Origin of the sequence: Enterococcus sp. H57, assembly GCF_003112495.1 — a bacterium.
GTDB lineage: Bacteria > Bacillota > Bacilli > Lactobacillales > Enterococcaceae > Enterococcus_B > Enterococcus_B faecium.
On sequence record NZ_BEHC01000056.1, the window covers coordinates 59,068 to 79,711 of the forward strand.

At 39.1% G+C, this 20,644-nt stretch carries 23 protein-coding genes and 2 tRNA genes; 1 reads left to right on the forward strand and 24 read right to left on the reverse strand.

The features are described from left to right. Positions 1–49: 49 nt before the first annotated feature. The 11 genes from DIZ30_RS10600 to DIZ30_RS10650 form a co-directional block, all read right to left on the reverse strand. Positions 50–907, reverse strand: coding sequence for a phosphate ABC transporter substrate-binding protein PstS (locus tag DIZ30_RS10600; protein ID WP_002292763.1), 858 nt, complete (start codon positions 905–907; stop codon positions 50–52). Between the two features lie 336 nt (positions 908–1,243). Continuing rightward, entirely contained in the window at positions 1,244–2,692 is a 1,449-nt protein-coding gene (gene cls / locus DIZ30_RS10605; protein WP_109023210.1) for a cardiolipin synthase, read from the reverse strand. A gap of 151 nt (positions 2,693–2,843) precedes the next feature. Next, positions 2,844–3,728 carry a permease-like cell division protein FtsX gene (gene ftsX, locus DIZ30_RS10610; protein ID WP_002294981.1) on the reverse strand — a complete coding sequence of 295 codons (885 nt, stop codon included), beginning with the start codon at positions 3,726–3,728 and terminating at the stop codon, positions 2,844–2,846. Then, positions 3,721–4,407, reverse strand: a complete 687-nt coding sequence (gene ftsE / locus DIZ30_RS10615) for a cell division ATP-binding protein FtsE (protein WP_002292768.1) — start codon at positions 4,405–4,407, stop codon at positions 3,721–3,723. The genes ftsX and ftsE overlap by 8 nt, the downstream gene beginning before the upstream one ends. 104 nt (positions 4,408–4,511) lie before the next feature. Next, a protein-coding gene (gene prfB, locus DIZ30_RS10620) for a peptide chain release factor 2 (RefSeq protein WP_096948712.1) occupies positions 4,512–5,613 on the reverse strand; the annotation gives its coding sequence in 2 pieces (ribosomal slippage) (positions 4,512–5,540 and positions 5,542–5,613; 1,101 coding nt in all). A 125-nt stretch (positions 5,614–5,738) separates the two neighbouring features. Continuing rightward, a complete protein-coding gene (gene secA / locus DIZ30_RS10625) occupies positions 5,739–8,273 on the reverse strand; it encodes a preprotein translocase subunit SecA (protein WP_002294984.1) in 2,535 nt (844 codons plus the stop codon). 222 nt (positions 8,274–8,495) lie between these two features. Further along, positions 8,496–9,047 carry a ribosome hibernation-promoting factor, HPF/YfiA family gene (hpf, locus tag DIZ30_RS10630; protein WP_002294985.1) on the reverse strand — a complete coding sequence of 184 codons (552 nt, stop codon included), beginning with the start codon at positions 9,045–9,047 and terminating at the stop codon, positions 8,496–8,498. Positions 9,048–9,174: 127 nt separating this feature from the next. Beyond that, positions 9,175–9,894, reverse strand: a complete 720-nt coding sequence (locus DIZ30_RS10635; protein WP_010726064.1) for a ComF family protein — start codon at positions 9,892–9,894, stop codon at positions 9,175–9,177. Next, positions 9,891–11,204, reverse strand: a complete 1,314-nt coding sequence (locus DIZ30_RS10640; RefSeq protein WP_109023211.1) for a DEAD/DEAH box helicase family protein — start codon at positions 11,202–11,204, stop codon at positions 9,891–9,893. Before DIZ30_RS10640 ends, DIZ30_RS10635 begins: the two co-directional genes overlap by 4 nt. Before the next feature lie 81 nt (positions 11,205–11,285). Then, complete coding sequence (locus DIZ30_RS10645) at positions 11,286–11,606, reverse strand: PTS sugar transporter subunit IIB (RefSeq protein ID WP_002292778.1); 321 nt, start codon at positions 11,604–11,606, stop codon at positions 11,286–11,288. 107 nt (positions 11,607–11,713) lie between these two features. After that, a complete protein-coding gene (locus DIZ30_RS10650) occupies positions 11,714–12,001 on the reverse strand; it encodes a hypothetical protein (protein WP_002292779.1) in 288 nt (95 codons plus the stop codon). 126 nt (positions 12,002–12,127) lie between these two features. On the opposite strand from DIZ30_RS10650, the gene DIZ30_RS10655 reads away from it, so the two are divergent. Continuing rightward, the gene (locus DIZ30_RS10655) at positions 12,128–12,772 is read left to right on the forward strand and encodes a YigZ family protein (RefSeq protein WP_002292780.1); all 645 of its coding nucleotides are present in this window, start codon (positions 12,128–12,130) and stop codon (positions 12,770–12,772) included. A 57-nt stretch (positions 12,773–12,829) separates the two neighbouring features. Here the strand turns inward: DIZ30_RS10655 and DIZ30_RS10660 are convergent, their stop codons facing one another. The 13 genes from DIZ30_RS10660 to atpD form a co-directional block, all read right to left on the reverse strand. After that, positions 12,830–13,537 carry a GntR family transcriptional regulator gene (locus DIZ30_RS10660; RefSeq protein ID WP_002292782.1) on the reverse strand — a complete coding sequence of 236 codons (708 nt, stop codon included), beginning with the start codon at positions 13,535–13,537 and terminating at the stop codon, positions 12,830–12,832. A gap of 219 nt (positions 13,538–13,756) precedes the next feature. After that, entirely contained in the window at positions 13,757–13,927 is a 171-nt protein-coding gene (locus DIZ30_RS13545) for a hypothetical protein (RefSeq protein ID WP_199914200.1), read from the reverse strand. Positions 13,928–14,051: 124 nt separating this feature from the next. Then, positions 14,052–14,123 (reverse strand) — tRNA-Gln (locus DIZ30_RS10665). 6 nt (positions 14,124–14,129) lie between these two features. Further along, positions 14,130–14,210: transfer RNA gene (locus DIZ30_RS10670), tRNA-Tyr, on the reverse strand. 87 nt (positions 14,211–14,297) lie between these two features. Continuing rightward, positions 14,298–14,534: a DUF2969 domain-containing protein gene (locus tag DIZ30_RS10675; protein ID WP_002316425.1), complete on the reverse strand. Its 237-nt coding sequence runs from the start codon at positions 14,532–14,534 to the stop codon at positions 14,298–14,300. A gap of 110 nt (positions 14,535–14,644) precedes the next feature. Then, a complete protein-coding gene (locus tag DIZ30_RS10680) occupies positions 14,645–15,529 on the reverse strand; it encodes an ROK family protein (RefSeq protein ID WP_002329490.1) in 885 nt (294 codons plus the stop codon). 81 nt (positions 15,530–15,610) lie between these two features. Beyond that, positions 15,611–16,081, reverse strand: coding sequence for an N-acetyltransferase (locus DIZ30_RS10685; RefSeq protein WP_002292786.1), 471 nt, complete (start codon positions 16,079–16,081; stop codon positions 15,611–15,613). Between the two features lie 60 nt (positions 16,082–16,141). Continuing rightward, the gene (gene yidD / locus DIZ30_RS10690) at positions 16,142–16,438 is read right to left on the reverse strand and encodes a membrane protein insertion efficiency factor YidD (protein WP_002329491.1); all 297 of its coding nucleotides are present in this window, start codon (positions 16,436–16,438) and stop codon (positions 16,142–16,144) included. A 135-nt stretch (positions 16,439–16,573) separates the two neighbouring features. After that, positions 16,574–16,750 (reverse strand): DNA-directed RNA polymerase subunit beta, encoded by a 177-nt coding sequence (locus DIZ30_RS10695; RefSeq protein WP_109023212.1) that lies wholly within the window; start codon positions 16,748–16,750, stop codon positions 16,574–16,576. Between the two features lie 12 nt (positions 16,751–16,762). Next, positions 16,763–18,064: a UDP-N-acetylglucosamine 1-carboxyvinyltransferase gene (gene murA, locus DIZ30_RS10700; protein WP_109023213.1), complete on the reverse strand. Its 1,302-nt coding sequence runs from the start codon at positions 18,062–18,064 to the stop codon at positions 16,763–16,765. 99 nt (positions 18,065–18,163) lie between these two features. Beyond that, the gene (locus DIZ30_RS10705) at positions 18,164–18,394 is read right to left on the reverse strand and encodes a DUF1146 family protein (RefSeq protein WP_002300479.1); all 231 of its coding nucleotides are present in this window, start codon (positions 18,392–18,394) and stop codon (positions 18,164–18,166) included. Positions 18,395–18,791: 397 nt separating this feature from the next. Next, positions 18,792–19,214: a F0F1 ATP synthase subunit epsilon gene (locus DIZ30_RS10710; protein ID WP_002289005.1), complete on the reverse strand. Its 423-nt coding sequence runs from the start codon at positions 19,212–19,214 to the stop codon at positions 18,792–18,794. 13 nt (positions 19,215–19,227) lie between these two features. Next, entirely contained in the window at positions 19,228–20,634 is a 1,407-nt protein-coding gene (atpD, locus tag DIZ30_RS10715; RefSeq protein WP_109023214.1) for a F0F1 ATP synthase subunit beta, read from the reverse strand. Between the last annotated feature and the right edge of the window lie 10 nt (positions 20,635–20,644).

Sequence of the window (20,644 nt, forward strand, 5' to 3'; positions counted from 1 at the left end):
TTTAATAACATGTAAAAGTTTAGCTAAGTTTGTAAATTTTGTGTAAAGATTACTCTTTAACGATATTTCCTTGCCAATCACGTTCGACTTTCATATGAGAAACAGGGATATAACCTAGTTCTCCAACGATGTTATCTTGTACTTCATCAGATAAGATATAGTCTAAAAATTCTTTTGTCAGTTTTTTTGGATGATCTCTTGTGTACATATGTTCATATGCCCAAATCGTCCATTTGTTCGTTGTCACATTTTCATCTGTCGGTTCTACACCGTTAACATTCAATGTATCTACATCATCGGAAACATAAGAAAAAGCAACATAGCTGATTGCACCGGGTGTGTCGGCAACGATCTGGCGCACCATTCCGCTTGAATCTTGTTCTTGTGCCTGAACAGCTGTTTCTCCGTCCAATACCCATTTTTCAAACGTGCTACGGGTTCCGCTTCCTGAAGCGCGGTTCAATATAACTACTGGCTGATCTTTTCCACCGACTTCACTCCAGTTTTTGATCTCGCCTGTAAATAGTTTTTTCAGGTTTTCCATACTGATGTCTTTTACGCCAATATCCTTGTTCACAATAGGAGTGATCCCAACAACTGCTACTCGATGATCGACTAATGCTGAGGCATCGATCCCCGATTTTTCTTCCGCAAACAAATCAGAGTTTCCGATGTCGACTGCTCCTGACTGTACTTGAGACAAACCAGTTCCGCTTCCGCCCCCTTGTACATTGATGAATTTTCCAGGATTTTCTGTCTGGTAAGTTTCAGCAACTGTTTCTACTAAAGGCTGTAAAGCAGAAGAGCCAACAGCCGTAATGGATTCTCCTCGATCAATCCACTTTGAACAGCCTGATAAAAGAATGGCTAATCCTATTATTGGTAAGAATAATTTAAGTTTTTTCATTAGAAATCTCCTTTAATCCTAAAGTATGTTTATTTTATCATTTTCATTACTTGATGAAAACGGATCAAAATCATTAAATAACAAAATAAATTCTCATAATTGTAAAATAAACTATCTCATTAAAAATTTCTATGCTATACTGGCTTTGAAATGTGTCTCTTTTAATAGCATATATTAGCTTATTTCTTGCTTTCCCCAAAAAACAAGAGATACCCCAAAGTTAATTTCGCTCATGCGAGACGCTTTCTCCATTTCTGACGTACTCTCAGAAATGGCCCCGTTAGAAAAGGACACGAGATCTCCATCTGTTGATGGTTCTCATGTCCTTTTTGTGTTTTAAAGGAGCGGCGAAATCAATCTTGCTAATCCTTCTTTCATCTTGATGATTATTCCTCGGTTTTCATACATTTCTTTTGTGAGATGCGTAGAAATTTTCGAGTCTTCAAAAAAAGCTTTTCTTACACGTGAAGCCATTCGTTCATCATAAATCAGTGTATTGACCTCAAAGTCCAAGCGAAATGAACGAACATCGATATTTGCTGAGCCAACTGAAACAATGCCACCATCGATAATCATCGTCTTTGCATGAATAAATCCATTCTCATATGTTTCGATCCTTGCTCCATACTCGATCAGCTCTGCAGCGAAAGAATACGTTGCCCAGTAAACGAGAAGATGATCTGGTTTGTTAGGTATTTGGATATGAACTTTTACGCCTGAAAGAAGAGCCAACTTCAGTGCTTCATGAATCGATCCATCCGGTATGTAATAAGGCGTTTGGATCAATATCTCCCGTTTGGCTAACGAAATCATTTTCAAATAAGTCATTTTGATTTGTTCATGTTCGGTATCTGGTCCGCTTGTCACGATTTGAACAGCTATATCACCAGTAGTGTGAATGGACGGAAAAAATTTGGGAGAATAGCCTACTTCTTTTGTATGCTGAGAATTCCAGTCCATCAAAAAACGGTTTTGCAAGGTATACACCGCTTCTCCGTAAATACGCAAATGATTGTCTCGCCAATAACCAAATTTCTTTACCAATCCTAGATATTCATTTCCAACATTGAACCCACCTGTATATCCGATTTTCCCATCAATAACTACGATTTTACGATGATTGCGATAATTGATCCGAGGATTAATATACGGAACAAATAGAGGAAAGAAAGATGCGACTTCTCCGCCTGCTTTTTTCAAATTCTGAAAAAAGCTGGAAGAAACTTGTGTGGAACCCCATGCATCAAGAAGGACTCTGACTTTTACTCCTCGTCTTGCCGCCTCTGTCAATGCATCTCGAACTTCTTCACCTAATGCATCACTGCGATAAATATAATACTGGAAGTGGATATGGTCTTCTGCTTGCTTGATATCTTCAATCAGCGCATCGAATTTTTCACGACCATCTGTAAATAAAGTGATTTCATTTTTAGTCGTATAGAGCGTACTTTCAAATACCGTGAGCATATAGATCAATTGTTTCACATCTACTTGTCCAGTAGGCGGATGAGGATAAAGCCCTCGCATCAATGCCTGTTTGTCTTCTTCAATTTCCAGGTTCTTACCGATTTTCCCTTGGATCTTCAAATCAAAGATTTTCTCTTTGGAAATCCCTCTTCCTAAAAAAATATATAAAATAAATCCTACAACTGGAATGAACATCAAAACGAGCAGCCATGCCCATGTTTGAGCAGTTTCCTTTCTTTCTCGAAAAACGATGATAAAGGAAAGCAAAATATTCATAATCAAAAGGATCGTAAAAAAATTGTCAACGATAATTTTCACGGCTTCACCTCTTCTTCTACCAACTTAAGAATACCCAAGTTGTTTTTTAAAGTAAAGGAAAAAAAGCCGCTTCCTTCTATTCTCCTAGCCAATAAAAAAAGAAAGCTGGAACGAAACTGTCCAACTTTCTCATTTTATTTATATTGTGGTATTAGAATTTCAAGAAACGTCTCATAGAAATGATCGAGCCAAGTGAACCAATGATCACACCAATGCCGACCATTAAAAGATTGATTTTCCAAACGATATTTTGTGGATGAATCAATGAATAATGGGAACGTAATAATGATGGATTGATCAATTGGAAAAACCATGCATAACCAAATGTGATGATCAAAATCGGAAGAATCGCACCGATCAGACCGATCCAGCCACCTTCAAGGAAAAACGGCCAGCGAATATATCCATTTTTTGCACCGACTAAACGCATGATTTGAATTTCACGCTGTCTAGACAAAATCGTGATCCGAATCGTGTTCGAAATGAGAAACATCGCTACGAACAGCAGCAATGCCGCTGCAACTAATCCCCATGTCCGAACTGCACCAGCGATTTGGAAAATCCGATCTGAGGAAGCTCCACCGTAATCAGAACGAGAAACATTCTTCAAATCTGCTGCTTCTTCTGCTACTTGTTTTGTATAAGAAGGATCAGTAGCACTTACTACATACACATCATATAACGGGTTATTGTCACCTTCAAACAATTTCCAGGAATCACCCATTTCGTTTTGGATTTTTTTCAATTCCTGTTCTTTGCTTGAAAATTCAACTTTTTTAACATGATCTAAGTCATTCAATTCTTTTTCTAGCTTTTTCATCTCTTCGTCTTTTGTACCGATATCTACGAATACAGATACATCAACGTTTCCTTCTATATCTTGAGCTAATTTAGTTGCATTCATGATAACTGCCATGAATACACCGACTAAAGTCAACGTGATCGTTACCGCACTGACTGAAGCAACTGTCATCCAGCCGTTACGTTTCAAACTCTTGATACTTTCTAATAAATGGCGGAAAAAGGTTCTAATCATCGTATCCATATTCCCCTTCCGCTTGATCTCGAATAATGCGGCCGTTTTCGATAGCAATTACTCGGTGCCGAATCGTATTTACGATCGTACTGTTATGTGTAGCCATCACGACAGTAGTTCCTTGGGCATTGATCCGATCTAATAATTTCATGATTTCCCATGAGTTTTCTGGATCCAGATTTCCTGTCGGTTCATCCGCGATAAGTACTTTAGGCGTATTCACGATTGCCCGAGCAATAGAGACACGTTGCTGTTCCCCACCGGATAATTCGCTAGGAAAGACTCGAACTTTGTGTTTCAAACCAACAAGGTCCAGCACTTCCATTACTCGTTTTTTGATATCTCGAGGTTTTCTGCCGATAACTTGCATAGCGTACGCAACATTTTCATATACTGTTTTTCTTGGTAATAATTTATAGTCTTGGAACACCACGCCGATTTCTCTGCGTAGATAAGGAACTTCGCGGTTTTTGATTGCTATTAGATCATGACCTGCGACGTTCAAAGTTCCTTTTGAAGCTTTTTCTTCTCGATACATCAATTTGATGAATGTAGATTTACCGGCTCCAGACGGACCAACCACATAGACAAACTCTCCTTGTTCGATGACAATCGAGAGATTGCGGATAGCGGTCGTACCATTTGAGTACTTCTTCATTACATCCTTCATTTCAATCATGGCGTTCTCTCCATATCTTTTTCAGTCTTTAGCTATTATAGCATGGCAATGTTTCAACATGCTTGCAAAATCTTACAATTTTATTTCAATTTAACAATGGGTTCTTATTGTAGATGCATTTTTAAATAGCCGTCAATAAATAAATCAAGGTCACCGTCCATAACTGCTTGGACATTTCCTGTCTCTACGTTTGTCCGATGGTCTTTTACCATAGAATAGGGATGGAAAACATAAGAACGGATCTGTGAACCCCAGCCGATTTCTTTTTGTTCTCCTCGAAGTGCAGCTGCTTCTTGTTCTTTCTTTTCCACTTCTAATTGATAAAGCTTAGCTTTTAACATCCCCATCGCTTGCTCACGGTTTTTCAATTGTGAGCGTTGTGCCTGACTAGCTACTACTGTTCCTGTAGGCAAGTGAGTGATCCGTACAGCAGATTCTGTTTTATTGATGTGCTGACCACCTGCACCACTTGCTCGGTACGTATCGATTTTCAAATCATCTGGATTGATTTCTATATCGATCGTTTCATCAAGCTCTGGCATCACATCTACCGAACAAAAAGAAGTATGACGTCGTTTCGCTGAGTCAAAAGGCGAAATCCGTACAAGGCGATGAACACCTTTTTCTGATTTTAGATAACCAAAAGCGTTATGTCCTTTAATCAGCAGGGTCACACTCTTGATCCCTGCTTCATCACCTGCTTGATAATCTAGTGTTTCTACTTGATAGCCATGCTGCTCTGCCCAACGTGTATACATACGTAAAAGCATGCTGCCCCAGTCTTGGGACTCCGTTCCACCAGCCCCTGGATGCAATTCGACGATCGCATTGTTTCGATCATAAGGTCCGTCTAACAGCATAGATAATTCATACGTCTTCATTTTTTCATCTAATGCATTGATACGTGTTTCTGCTTCTTCTTGCATTGCTGCATCAGGTTCTTCTTGCAGCATCTCCACCATCAATTCGATTTCTTCTAGTTCTTCGGCAAGAGAATGGAATTGGTCATAAGTTTCTTTATTAGCGTTATTTTCACTGATCACTTTTTGTGCGGCTTCGCTGTCATCCCAAAAACCAGGTTCAGCCATTTTTGCTTCTGCTTCCGCGATGTCTTCTTCCAGCTGATCTAAGTCAAAGAGACCTCCTGAAACTTGTGACCTTTTCCTGCATTTCTGTCAGGAGATTTCGAATTTCGGATATTTCCATGTTTTTTCCTTCTTTCACTATACTTTTTTCATTATATCTAGTCTAACAGAATCAGCAAATAACAGAAAGAAGGTGAGACGAATTCTTAAAAAAAGAATTTGTCTCACCAATCCTGCTGTCAGAAATTAGTTTGCATTTTTTCCATGACAGTTCTTATATTTTTTCCCGCTTCCACAAGGACAAGGATCATTTCTTCCGACCTTGTTCACATGGATTGGCTGTTTTTTCGCGCTAGTATTACTATTTTCTTTGGCATCTCCGTCTTCTGAGTGAGAAGCTGTTCCTTGAGAAACCTGTTCACGCTGTACGTTTTGACGGATCTCAGCTTTCATAAAGATTCGAGTGACTTCATACTCGATGGCGCCTACCATATCTTCAAACATCTTATAGCCTTCTGTTTGATATTCGACTAATGGATTGTTCTGTCCATAAGCACGTAAGCCGATTGACTGACGTAATTGATCCATTGCATCAATATGGTCTGTCCATTTAGAGTCCACAACACGCAAGATCACGACTTTTTCAAATTCCAACAGTTGCTCTGGACCATTTAGTTGAGCCGCTTTGGTATTAAATACTTCTTGTGCTCGTTCGTTTAGATACTCTTTGATCTCCTGAGATGTTTTTCCTTCGATATCTGCAAGAGTAATACTATCTTCATGGACAAGAGTACTGCCGGCAAAATCGATGATACTTTCCAAATTCCAATTTTCTTTCTCTAATTGTGTATGCGCATCTACTACACGACTGATTGTCCGTTTGACCATGTTCATTAGTGGCTTGGATAAGCTTTTTTCTTCCATGATTACTTCTTGTCGCTGTTTATAGATTACTTCACGTTGTTCACGCATCACATCATCGTATTGTAAGACGTTTTTACGTGTGTCATAGTTATTTCCTTCTACACGTTTTTGTGCAGATTCTACTTGTTTCGTCAGCATCTTGCTTTGGATAACAGCATCTTCCTCACCGATCTTCATCCGATCTAGGAAAGCTTTGATTCGTTCTGAACCGAATCGTTTCATCAAATCATCTTCCAATGACAAGTAGAATTGTGACATACCAGGGTCTCCTTGACGTCCTGCACGTCCTCGAAGCTGGTTATCGATACGACGAGATTCATGTCGTTCTGTCCCGATAACTGCTAGACCACCAAGTTCTCTTACCCCAAGTCCTAACTTGATATCTGTTCCCCGACCAGCCATGTTGGTAGCAATCGTCACAGCACCTTTTTGACCAGCATTCATGATGATCTCTGCTTCTTTAAAGTGATTTTTCGCATTCAGCACTTCATGAGGAATACGTTCTTGATTCAGCATATCTGATAATAACTCAGATGTTTCAACCGCAACAGTTCCGACTAACACAGGTTGACCTTTGCGGTAGCGATCTTTGATATCTTGCACGACAGCGTGGAACTTGCTTTGTAATGTTGGGTAAAGTAAATCTGGACGATCATCACGGATAACCGGACGATTTGTCGGAATCTGATATACTTGGATGTTATAAATTTCTCTGAATTCTTCTTCTTCTGTTTTAGCTGTACCAGTCATTCCCGCAAGTTTCTTGTACATACGGAAATAGTTCTGGAAAGTGATCGTCGCCATGGTTTTCGTTTCGTCTTCGATCTCTACGCCTTCTTTAGCTTCGATTGCTTGGTGAAGTCCATCTGAATAACGGCGTCCATCCATGATCCGACCAGTGAACTGGTCAACAATCAGTACTTTTCCGTCTTGGACAACATAATCGATATCTAAAAGCATGATATAGTTGGCTCTCAATGCTTGATCCAAGTGATGGGTCAATGCAGTATTTTCAATGTCGTATAAGTTATCCAAACCGAATGTTTCTTCTGCTTTTTCGATCCCTGCTTCGGTTAAACTGATTGTTTTTGATTGTACATCGATTTTATAATCTTCTTCTTCTTTCAAACGTTTCACGAAGTTGTCTGCTCTTGTATATAAAGCTGTGGATTTTTCTGCTTGCCCTGAAATGATCAGCGGCGTTCTCGCTTCATCAATCAAGATTGAGTCAACTTCATCGACAATGGCATAATTCAGCGGACGTTGTACCATTTGATGGCGGTAAACGACCATATTGTCTCTCAAGTAGTCAAATCCTAATTCATTATTCGTACTATAAGTGATATCACAATTATAAGCCTCGCGTTTTTCATCCGAAGATTTTGAGTTGATATTCAACCCCACTGTTAATCCTAAGAAATTATAAAGTTCGCCCATTTCCGTCGAGTCACGGGTTGCTAAATATTCATTGACGGTAACTACGTGTACCCCTTCGCCAGTCAGAGCATTTAGATATACTGGCATCGTTGCGGTCAAGGTTTTACCTTCACCAGTACGCATTTCAGGGATATTTCCATCGTGAAGCACGATTCCACCCATCAATTGTACGTGGTATGGATATAACCCCAATACACGTTTTGCTGCTTCTCGGACGACTGCAAAAGCTTCCGGAAGTAATTGATCTAATGTTTCTCCTTTTTGGTATCTGCCCTTGAATTCAGCAGTTTTTGCCTGTAATTGTTCATCAGTTAATGCTGCCATTTGGTCAGCGTATGCTTCAACTTTTTTTGCAATGCTATCTAAACGTTTTAGTTCTTTCTTATCGTTTTCGATAAGTGAACGAATCAAATTGGCCATGCGTTGTGTAATCTCCTTTTCCTTCTGTGTATTATCCAGACTATGTAGACTTTACTTTTCATTTTATCATTAGTTATAGATAATTGAAATATCTTAAGCGTATTAAAGTAAGAACTTCATAATTTATTCATATTTCATCTAAAAGAGGAGGAAACTCAAAAAAAACTTGCGGCAGCTGTCAGTAGCTGCTGCAAGTTTTCGTTGTTATTTAAGTAAGGCTGATCAGTCTGTTTCAATCAGTCCGTATTTTCCATCTTTACGGCGGTAAACGATACTTGTACCATTTGTTTCTGCATCTTCAAAAATAAAGAAGTTATGTCCCAGCATGTTCATTTGTAAGACTGCTTCTTCACTATCCATTGGTTTCAATGAAAGGCGTTTCGTACGTACGATATCTAATTCAGAATCATTTTCGTTTTCGTCCTCTTCATTGAATAAAGCAGCAGCATCTGCAGTATTCATGCCCGTTTCACGGGATTTACGATTAATTTTTGTTTTGAATTTGCGGATTTGGCGTTCCAATTTGTCAACAACCAAATCGATACTTGCGTATAAATCTGGAGAAGTTTCTTCGGCACGTAATACAAGATAAGGTAATGGGATCGTTACTTCCACTTTTGCTGTTTTTTCTGTATAAACTTTTAAGTTCACATGCGCCGTTGCATCGGGTGCGTCACTGAAATAGCGTTCTAGTTTGCCTACTTTTTTCTCAACGTAGTCGCGAATCGCTTCAGTTACTTCGATATTTTCGCCGCGTACATTATATCTAAACATAAAAATTACCCCTTTCGTCTACCACAATCAAGAAGGAGAAGGACCACTCTTTCCCTCTTCTTAATTCTATTATATCGAACTCTAGGTTATTTGCAAATTAAATCGCTATCAAATTTCCACATCTAATTCATCTCGCCAAAGAAATGGTTCGGATGATTTTCGGCTGTGCGACCTGCAAACAATCTGCTGCGTGGAAAAGAGTCTGTCCTGTTGTATAGACATCATCAATAATCAATATTTTTTTATTTTGTATCTTAGAAAAGGTGACTGCAAGTTCAAAAGGTTGAGGCATCTCCAATCTTTCCTTTCGCGTGTTTTTTGCTTGAGCCAGCAGATGCTTCTCTCTTTTGAGTAGCATCTGAAAAGGAATTCTTGCTGCTTTCAACATCTCGCTTACTTGATTGAATCCTCTTTCTGTTCGCCTTTTTTCAGATAAAGGTATTGGACAATAGATGTATGTCGGGTATTCTTTTTTTATCTGCGTCCATTTATATGCAAAGGTGCCTGCTAGTCGGATATCTCCCATAAACTTGTAATGATTGAGCCAGGCCTTCATATTTTCATCGTACACAAAAAAGGCACGGTGCTGAAAATCATAGGTCGGATATTTCTTCTTCCATTCTTGACAGTCACTGCAGTAAACGGGAATAGACTTTACTTTCTTTTTCGTACTCTCTAGATTGAAATGGATTGGTTTTTGACAGCCAGAACAGCCTCTTGTTTCCAATAAATGAAATTGTGCGCGACAAACTGAACAAGTCTGAGGTAATCTGTATTTCGAAACACCAATAATCTCGCTGAATGTTAAATTTTGGACGATATCTTTACTGCAGCAACAACATCTCACAGCATCTTCTTCCCTTCTTCGTTCATTTCTTTGATTTCCTGACAGGCTTTTCGAATAGCTGAAGTTTTTTCTTCATAGAAAAAATAGACCCGACTGTTCGTATAAGGACCTTTACGATCAGCTCTTCCTGCGATTTGCACCAAAGAGGATTTAGTAAAAACTGGATGATCTGCTCCTAAAACGATGACAGAGATTCTTTCAAATGTGACTCCTCTTTCTAGGATCATCGTGGTTAACAGTATCTCGTATGTTGCTTCTCGCATTTCCTGAACTTTCTTTGCCCGTTGATCGTCTTGTGAAGAAACATCTGTTATCTCATATTCTGGAAAAGCTTCTTGCAGTGTGATTTTTAAACGATGCATCATCGTAATACTTGGACAAAATAAAAGGATATGGTTTTCTTTGATTAGTTGCTGAATGATCCGCACCAAAGAGTTGATTTTCTTTTTGTTCCCACATTTTTGTCGCCAATTATTCATGAAAATAAGTACGGGTTCAGGAAGCAAGCGCCGATGAAAGCGCAAGGCAAGTTTGTGGAGCTCAAATGTCTGCTTGATTTCCTTTAGTAACTTCTCATCAGGCGTGGCACTTAAGTAGATGAATCGACCGTCTGGTTTGATTGCTGTTTGCACAGCGTGAGCTAGCCCAGCGTCCCCGCTATAAGGAAAAGCATCGATCTCATCAATGACTAATAAGTCAAAGGATCGATAAAAACGGTATAGTTGATGAATCGTACAGATAACAAAAGAACTAAAGGTATAAGCTGTTGCTGTATTCCCATGGAGCAACATGATTGTTTCTTCTGGAAAAACAGGTCGATAGCGTAAAAATAATTCATTACAAACGTCGATTCGTGGTGTACAAATGGCTACTCTTCCTCCAGCTTTTAACGTTTTCACTAAAATCGGATAAAGCATTTCTGTTTTTCCTGCACCTGTTACTGCCCAAATAAGATGGTGTCTTTTTTCTGAATGATAAAGTATCCTCTCTGCGATTTCCGTTTGTTTTTCAGTAAGCTGTCCTGCCCAAGAAAAGACGACTTCTCGAGATCCTGCTTTTGGCTGATCAAATAAATATAACTCTTGTTGACTGTCGCATCGCCCTAAAGACAAGCAATGTATACAAAAATAGCCATAGTCTGCAAGCTGTCCCTCAAAGACAGGCGTTTTCACTCCACAACGATGACAAAGAATCCTGTTACCTAAACGTTCTACTGCTGCAATCTTCTTATAATTTGGTAAGTTTCCCTCCTCACAGTCCATTGCTTCAATCTCTCTCGTAAGAAGCCTTCTGCCCCAAAAATGATTCATATCATTCGCCCTAAAAAAATATACGAAAAAACAAGCAATCTTTTTTTTGGATTGCTTGTTCGATAGTTCTATATAATCTATTTATTCACCAATCAATGTAATTGCTTGGTCTAATACTTTTTCGCCATTCATCATTCCATAATCAGCCATATTGATGACGTCTAAAGGAATGCCTTTTGGTTCCAGACGTTTTTCAAAATCAGCTTTCATAAAGCGAACTTGAGGTCCTAATAACAGTACATCTACATCTTTATTTGCAAGATTATTATCTGCATCAGAAGCTGACACAGCGAAAATATCAGAATCGATTCCTTTTGCTTCCGCAGCTTTTTGCATTTTTGTTACTAGCAAACTTGTGCTCATACCAGCCGAACATACAAGCATGATTGTTTTTTTAGCCATACTTTTCTCTCCTTTTTAAAACAGACTACGCAAACGTTTTCTTAGCGTCTGTTACTCTATTATATAAAAAGAAAGAAATTTGTCAACGTTTTCTAAACACGGTTTATTTAATCAAATAGCCAGCTAGATTTCACTAATTTATTGAATACGACATATTCTTTATCCAAATTGATGACCACTACTTCATAGCCTGCATTTAACCAGCCGTAGGCACCCTTTTCTGGATGTCTATAGTCATTTGCCCACCAATCTGTGCTTTCCCTGGCTGTTTTGGGAAGTCCGTTACTGGGAAACAACAGTTCATCAAATTGGGTAAAGGTCAATGTTACTTGGGAGCCGCCGTTGTTCTTCAAATAATGCGTAATTGCATCGTACTTTTTCATTCGTTCCTTCATCCCCGGATCCACCTGCCTTTGTCTTTATTATCGCATACTACAGCAATTGCGCAACCGTTATAGTGTTGAAACAACCTAGAACTTTCTTTATACTGAATAAAGCAACCCAAAAAAAGAGGTGACAAGATGATCGAACGTTATCGTACAATCAAAGAAAATGGACAAAGTGAGATCGAAATCAAGAAATCACGCTTTATCTGTTCTCTTAAACGAATAGAATCAGAAGAAGAAGCGAAAAACTTCATCCAAGAAATCAAAAAAGAACATTGGAAAGCAAACCATAACTGCAGTGCCTTCGTCATTGGCGAAAAAAATGAGATCCAACGAAGCAGCGATGATGGCGAACCAAGTGGAACGGCGGGCGTACCAATGTTGGAAGTCCTCAAAAAAAATCAACTGATCAATGTAGCTGCAGTAGTCACTCGATATTTTGGAGGAACGAAACTCGGCACGGGCGGATTGATACGAGCATACACTCATGCGGTCTCTCAAGCATTGTCCGACATTGGAATCGTAGAAGGTACCTTGCAACAGGAGATCTCCGTTGTGATCACGTATCCGCAACTAGGAAAATTACAAAATTATCTTGAACTACAGCATTTTTTCATAAAAGAAATCCAATACACTGATCAAGTCATCGTCATCTGTGCAGTGGATGAAAAAAATGCTGACAGCTTTAAAGAATCCATCATTGAGCTGCTGAACGGACAAGTCCAATTTGAAGAAGGTCCTGTTTCTTATCACGAGCAATTGGTAGCTGATCATAGATAAAAACAGGTGATTCTGATTCTCTTTTTTTCGAATAAGGAATCAGGGATCACCTGTTTTTTATTTTTCCAAATAAAACTCAAAACGATTTCCTACATATTGCGTACGCACATACTCAAATGGCGTGCCATCTTCAAAATAGGAAATCTGACGCAAACGAAGAACTGCATCTCCTCGTTTCACCTCTAAATAGTCTGCGATTTTCTCAGACGCCAATACAGCCGTGATCGTTTGATTCGCTGGACCGATTTTTTTCCCGCCTTTTTCTTCTAATGTGCGATACAACGATTCAGTAATCTCTGCTTTGCTGTAGCCATCGATCAGCTTTTGCGGAACACTGGCTACTTCAAAACAAATAGGGACATCGTCTGCAAAACGAATACGTTCCATTCGCAAGATCGTGTCATCTTTACTCAAGTTTAGTTTTTCCATTTCACTTGAGCTTGGCGAAGTCAAAAAGTAAGAGATTGTTCGACTAGACGGTACTCTATTTTGCGATTCCATGATTTCTGTAAAACTTGTCGCGCCAGACATCTTTTCTTGTACTTTTTCTCGCGCAACATATGTACCCGAACCGATCTTTCTTTCTAAGATTCCTTCATCTGCCAAGTTTTGAATTGCTTGTCTCAACGTCATACGGCTGACATTGAATTTCACTGCTAATTCTCTTTCTGAAGGAAGACGGTCTCCGACTTTCCATATACCTTGTTCGATTTCATTTTTTAATTGGTCATGAATCTGTATATATACAGGTAATTGATTCGACATAACGTACACCCGTCCTTTCGTTTCTTCTATTATAACTGGTATATACCTGATTCACAACTGAAAAAGATAAAGGATTCTATCCATAAGCAGATGATGTAGGTACAAATCCTTCTTCCCATTCCTATTAACAGAATCCATTTTCTAGATATATTCAATTGAGAAAATAACAAAAGACCCTATAATCGCTGAAAATGCCGATTTATGGATCTTTTGTTATTATTAGCGGTTTTTAGCCATCCATTTTTTTGTATGATTCGTTGGGCGTTTTGATTTTACATGGACTGCTTTTTCGTCTTTTTTAGGAATGTTCACTTCGATATCGTATTTTTCTGATTTGACCAAGTCATATAACTTTTCAGCTGCTTCGTCTACTTTTTCTTTCCACTTCATTTTGACCCCTCCAATTCTTTTTGTTAACTTAACTCTATCTTAAATTGACAGAATCTTCAAGGAACAAGGTAACAAAGCAAAAAAAAGAGCTCTCGAACTTACGAGAGCCTACGGTTGTGCTATACTGGGGTAGCTGGATTCGAACCAACGCATGAGGGAGTCAAAGTCCCTTGCCTTACCGCTTGGCTATACCCCAATGAAATGGAGGAGAGTGGATTCGAACCACTGAACCCTAAGGAACGGATTTACAGTCCGTCGCGTTTAGCCACTTCGCTACTCCTCCGAAAGGTTTGTATCAACCTGACTTAGTTATAATACCTAATTTTCCAGATTTTTGCAACCCTTTATTGAAAGTTTTTTTGATATTTTTTTATTCGTGCAGATTCCAGTGACGAATCACTGTTTCTATCGCATTTTCAAGACTTTTTTCTTTCCCAAAATCTTCTTCACCAAAGAAAATTTCATATTCTTTTGGTCCATAGGCTAAAATTTCACCAATCATTTTTTTCCCTATAAATAACTGAGTGACTTCATAATTCTTACCTTTGATATCTTTTTTTACTTCTTCGATACGCACTTCAATATCTTTATTTTTTTTTGACATCATTTTCACCTCTCAGACATTTTATCATATTGCAGACAATAAAACATTCCTTAGGTAAAAATCTCTTGTCCATTTCATCTTCTTTTATACAAGAGGCGATTTCTCTAAAGCTCTTAATTCTCCCCTTGACCTATAGCGATATAGTTGGCCGCTGCGCCTACAAGATTAGCATCGTTTCTGTATTCACACAATAGGATCTGCGGCTCGAAATCATGCAAGTCGAATTGATCTGTCAACTTCTTCATTCTACTTTGGATCTCATCAATGAGCCCATCCTTTGCAGAAACGCCACCGCCTAATACGATAACTTCCGGATCGAATGAAAATTGGATACTGAATAAACCTTTTGCCAAGTACGTATAAAAACTCTCAACTTCTTCTTTTGCTATTTCATCCCCGGTTTCTGCTAATTCAAAGACGTCTTTTCCGGTATAAGTATTCTTATCGACTCCTTTGCGTTCACAATACCGCCAAGCCATCTGTACGGCTGTACCAAGTTTACTAAATGTCTGATCGCCCTCTAAGAACATCAAACCGAATTCTCCACCATAAAGATGTGCACCTTTATTGATTTGGCCTTTCGTGAACATCGCTCCGCCAATCCCAGTTCCTACCACGACAAAAGCAACATCTTGATAATCACGAGCAGCTCCTTCATAAAACTCAGCCATTCCGGCACAGTTGGCGTCATTTTCAATCGTTACCGGAAGTTGAAACAAAGTTTCCAAATCTCTAAAAATATTAAAGCCATGAATATAAGGAATCGCACTGATTCCCTCAATTACCTGTTTCTCATTATTCACTACTCCAGGTGAGCTGATCCCAATTCCTTCAATCTCAAAAGAAAGACACATGTCTTTATAGACTTGTAATAATTGCGCTTTCATTTCTTTCCAAGATTCAGGCGTTGCAAATTGGCCCTTGCCTTTGACATCTTTACTATCCCAACAACCATATTTGACAGCCGACCCGCCAAAATCAAAAACTAATATCCCCATAAAAACATTCTCCTTTTTGCTTGCTAAAGCTATTGTAATGTATATGTTTAGTATTTGAAAGCATTTTCTAGGATCACTAGTCTATTCGTTAAAGCTGGTTTTGTGTAAGTGAATCGCTAAAATCACTTGATCTCGCAATTGTTCTCCGTTCTCAAAAATCGGTTTAGAATAATGATGGATAAAATAGTCTTTGACTCGACCAATCTCCACATAGCCCATTTTTTGATAGAGATGTAATGCAGCACTGCTAGTACTGCCGGTTCGTATGATGATCTGAGTTTGACTGGAAGCGAGTTGTGAAAGCTTCTGAAAAGCTGTCTCAAGGAGTTTCCCACCAATCCCTTTTCCTTGATGCGAAGGTTCTACAGCTACGTTAACGATTTCGAATTCTTTTTCCCTTACTATATAGATCAGTATACCTATTGTTTTTTCTTTTTCTTTCCATATCCAGCCGTTCCCCTTTGAAACATATACCTGAACTTTTTCTTTATCAGGATCTGCATCTAATAACAAGGACCATGGTAAATCTATCTTATTGAGTTCTTCGATCATTTTTGACCTCCATATATGTAGTCATGAAGTCGTTACTTTGATAGTCACTCTCTCTTTTCTTTATTGCTCAGTGCTACCCGTATTTTTCACAACCTTTTTATAATCTGGTTCTTTTTTATCTTTCTTATTTCTCGTTAATTGAAAGGTCAAAGGTACATAATCGATGCCGCCTTTGACAAAGGGATGACAGCGTAAGATCCGAGCCGTCCCCATTACCGTCCCTTTTAGCGCACCATGAGTTTGAATTGCTTTTATCATATAATTAGAACAGGTTGGGTAATAGCGGCAACTAGGCGGAAATGCAGGCGAAATAAAGCGCTGATATCCTCTAACTAAATAAATCAATATCTTCTTCATCAACTAGATTCCTTCTTTTCTTTTACTAAAAAAAGGGATCGCGACTAAAGTCAACGTTCCCTTCTGTTTTCTTTTATCCTATGCTGCTTTATGGCTCATTTCCTATCGACTAGAACCACCGTAATTAATTAATTATCAATGAAAAAAGTCTCGAATATGAATCCACAAGCTGGGTTGAAATACTTTAAATGGATTGCCACCACCGATGACACCATATCCAATCATCGTTCCGACTACGAAAAGAAGGATAAGCAATAAGATCACCACTAAAATCTTTATCAGAGTTAATAAGATATATCGTTGGTTACTCATTCAGCCACTTCCTTATGCAATCGTTTGTGCTGTTTTTTCAGCAGGAGTTTGATCCATGTCTACACGTTCAACATCTGCACCTAATTTTTGTAGTTTGATATGGAAGTTATAATAGCCACGATCTAGATAGTTCAAGTTACGGACACGTGTGATTCCATTTGCTTTCAAGCCAGCTAAAACTAATGCTGCTGCTGCACGCAAGTCTGTTGCATACACTTCCGCACCTTGCAATTCATGGTTTCCATCCATGATTGCTACATTTCCATCGATTTTGACGTGGGCGTTCATACGGCGCATTTCTTCTAAATGTTGGAAACGATTTTCAAAAACTGTTTCAGTTACTACGCTTATACCTTCTGCCACTAATTGGATGGCTGTCATTTGCGCTTGCATATCTGTAGGGAAGCCAGGATGAGGCATCGTTTTTACATCTGTAGGTAAGATATGTTTTGGTCCGATGACACGGATTCCGCCTTCTTCTTCAATGATTTCTGCACCCATTTCGATCAATTTAGAAATCAATGGGCGGTTATGTTCAGAGATAGCATCAGCAATCAGTACATTGCCTTCTGTCATTGCAGCAGCGACCATAAAGGTACCAGCTTCGATACGATCTTGTACGATTGAATGGTTGACTGCATGTAAATGATCAACGCCTTCGATACGCATTGTTTCAGTACCCGCTCCATAGACATGAGCACCCATTTTATTCAAAATATTTGCTAAATCAACGATTTCTGGTTCGCGAGCTACGTTTTCAATGATGGTTGTTCCTTTTGCTTTTACGGCAGCCATAATGATATTTTGAGTAGCACCTACACTAGGAAAATCTAAATAAATCGTGTTACCGATCAATTCATCTGCAATTGCTTCAATATAGCCGTTTTTTTGAATAATTTTTGCTCCTAAAGCTTGAAATCCTTTTAAATGTAAATCGATTGGGCGTTTACCAATCGCACATCCACCAGGCATAGCCACTTTTGCATGTCCGTTTCTAGCAAGTAGCGGTCCCATCACAACGATTGAAGCACGCATTTGACTAACATACTCATAAGGCGCTTCGATCTCTAATTGTCTTGAAGCGTCGATTGTTACTTGATTCTTTTGTTCATCAAAATCTACATCTACATTTAAGTGACGAATCACTTGATTCATAGTGAAGACATCAGAAAGAATCGGGACGTTGTCTAATGTCGTAATACCTTCTTCTGCTAACAAACTGGCAGCTAAAATAGGCAATACAGCATTTTTAGCTCCTTCAATTCTTACTGTTCCATTTAATTGATTGCCACCTCTTACGATGATCTCTTCCATGTTGTTGTTCCCTCCAAAAAATTCCAATGAGCATACACTTACTCAAAATCTTTTCTATTATAACACCCTTCCTTTTAAAATAGTACCTTTTTTTAAAATTTACAGGCTAACGAAAAGATTCCGGCATAAAGCGATAACTTCTAAGAAAAAATTACTTGCAGTGTACCCTAAAAAGATTGAAAAAAGTACGATTGCCATTCTAATTTGCGTATTATGCATTGGTCTAAAAAAAGTCTCAATGCGTAACGAACGTAAAGACCAGAAGGCTAAGTAGATAAACGCCAAATGACTCACGATTCGAAGTATCGCATCAATTCCGTATACTTGCATAATGACGTCCTTTCTAACAGTTGTTTTTATAATAACTAATAAAATGATAATACCATAAAATGTATAAAAGGAAAAACAAGTATACTTAAAAATAGAGGTATACCCTTACATTTTTAGGAAATAAGGGGAAAAATATGCAAAAAAAGAGACTGAGACAAAAGTCTTGTCTCAGTCCTTTATTCCAAATAAAGGGTGTTCTCCTGCCAACTCCTCGGTCACAAGCCACAATATTCATCAAACATGAGAACCTGTTTTTTAATTTGTTCCTTGTGACTCGGAGCTGAATGGCAGGCTCACGACCTCTGATTCACGGTGTTCCAGAAGTAGCTTCTTCGAAAAATAAGCTGACCACTTCTGTCACAACCTCTGATACACGAATAAACATCCGCTTCTCATTTTATGAGTGCTTAGATACTTTAATACGATTGATTGCTCGATGCAACGCAACAGTTGCCCGCTTCAATTCGTTCGTATCTTGTTTTGCTTTTGCTTCTTCGATTTGGCGTTCTGCACGTTGTTTTGCACGTTCCGCACGAGATACATCGATATCCCGTTCACGTTCCGCACTATCAGCAACGATTGAAACAACATTATCACGCACTTCCATGATTCCGCCATTCACAGCAATCCAATCGACATGGGTATCTGAATCTGTCCGTTTTACACGAACTTCATCAATCGTCAAAGGAACGATGATCGGTGCATGTTTAGGCAAAATCCCAAGCTCACCAGCTGTCGTACGTGCGACGACGATAGCTGCATGGTGATCATAGACCAAACCGGCAGGAGTTACCACATTTACTGTTAAATATTGATCCATGGGGCACCCCTTTCTAGTAGCCTAGTGTTTTCGCTTTTTCTACGACGTCTTCGATTCGGCCAACACTTCGGAAAGCTTCTTCAGGAAGATCATCGTATTTGCCTTCCAAGATTTCGCGGAATCCTTTCACTGTTTCTTCTACAGGAACATAAGAACCTGGAAGACCAGTAAATTGTTCAGCCACGTTAAAGTTTTGTGACAAGAAGAATTGGACTCTGCGGGCACGAGAAACTAACACTTTTTCCTGATCGGATAATTCATCCATACCTAAGATAGCAATAATATCTTGTAATTCACGATATCGTTGCAATACGTGTTGGACTTCTGTTGCTACTTTATAGTGTTCTTCTCCCACGATTTCAGGTGCTAAAGCACTTGAAGAAGAAGCCAATGGATCTACCGCTGGATAAATCCCTTGTTCTGTTAATTTACGTTCCAAGTTGGTTGTCGCATCCAAATGGGCGAATGCTGTTGCCGGCGCCGGGTCAGTGTAGTCATCGGCTGGCACATAGATGGCTTGGATCGATGTAATCGAACCTTTTTTCGTAGATGTGATACGTTCTTGCAATTGACCCATTTCTGTTGCCAATGTTGGTTGATAACCAACCGCAGAAGGCATCCGTCCTAACAAGGCTGATACTTCAGATCCAGCTTGAGTGAAACGGAAAATATTGTCGATAAACAACAGTACATCTTGACCTTCTACATCACGGAAATATTCCGCGATCGTCAAACCAGTTAACGCAACACGCATACGTGCACCTGGTGGTTCGTTCATTTGACCGAACACCATGGCTGTCTTTTCGATAACTCCTGAATCTTTCATTTCATAATACAAGTCATTACCTTCACGAGTCCGTTCACCGACACCGGTAAATACAGAAATACCACCGTGTTCTTGGGCGATATTATGGATCAGTTCTTGGATCAGTACGGTTTTACCAACACCGGCACCACCAAATAGTCCAACTTTCCCACCTTTTAAATATGGGGCAAGCAAGTCGATAACTTTGATCCCTGTTTCCAAAATTTCTGTACTTGTACTTAATTCGTCAAAGGCTGGTGCTTTTTTATGAATTTTGCTTCTTTCCGCATCCTCTGGGAAAGGTGTTTCTAAATCGATCGTATCTCCTAGTACGTTGAATACGCGACCTAATGTTTCTTTACCTACAGGAACAGAGATTGCTTTGCCTGTATCAATGACTTCCATTCCTCTTTGTAAACCATCTGTTGATTCCATCGCAATGGTCCGGATCACTCCGTCCCCTAATTCTAATGCTGCTTCAAGAACAATTTTTGATTTATTTTCGTCATTTTTATAAACAACTAATGCGTTGTTGATATCTGGTAAGGATTGGTCTAAAGAAAATTCCACGTCGACAACGGGACCGATTACTTGAACAATCTTGCCTGAACTCATCTTTTTTCCT